Genomic DNA, 235 nt, shown 5'->3' on the forward strand with positions numbered 1-235 from the left:
AATGGGCAAGGTCGTCATCTTCTGCATCCACCGCCAAGACGCTTTCTTTGCCCAATCCTAGTGCGATCGCGTTTTGATAGAACCACTTGGCCTCATTGATCGCGTCTTGCCGACCATTGAAACGCGCGTAATGATAGCCATGCACGAGCAGTCCCGCCACCCGTGCGTTGCCTATCTGCGTCTTAGCTTTGGGATTGATGTAGGCATCCCCACCCGCGGAGCCCTGCGTAATCTT

At 54.9% G+C, this 235-nt stretch carries 1 protein-coding gene; it reads right to left on the reverse strand.

Features of this window, described 5'->3' with window-relative positions:
* A partial coding sequence (locus LJE08_RS14500; RefSeq protein WP_227403650.1) for a GH25 family lysozyme occupies positions 1–235 on the reverse strand: 235 nt, incomplete at both ends.

This window comes from Holdemanella sp. DFI.5.55 (assembly GCF_020593575.1).
GTDB classification, from domain to species: domain Bacteria; phylum Bacillota_I; class Bacilli_A; order Erysipelotrichales; family Erysipelotrichaceae; genus Holdemanella; species Holdemanella hominis.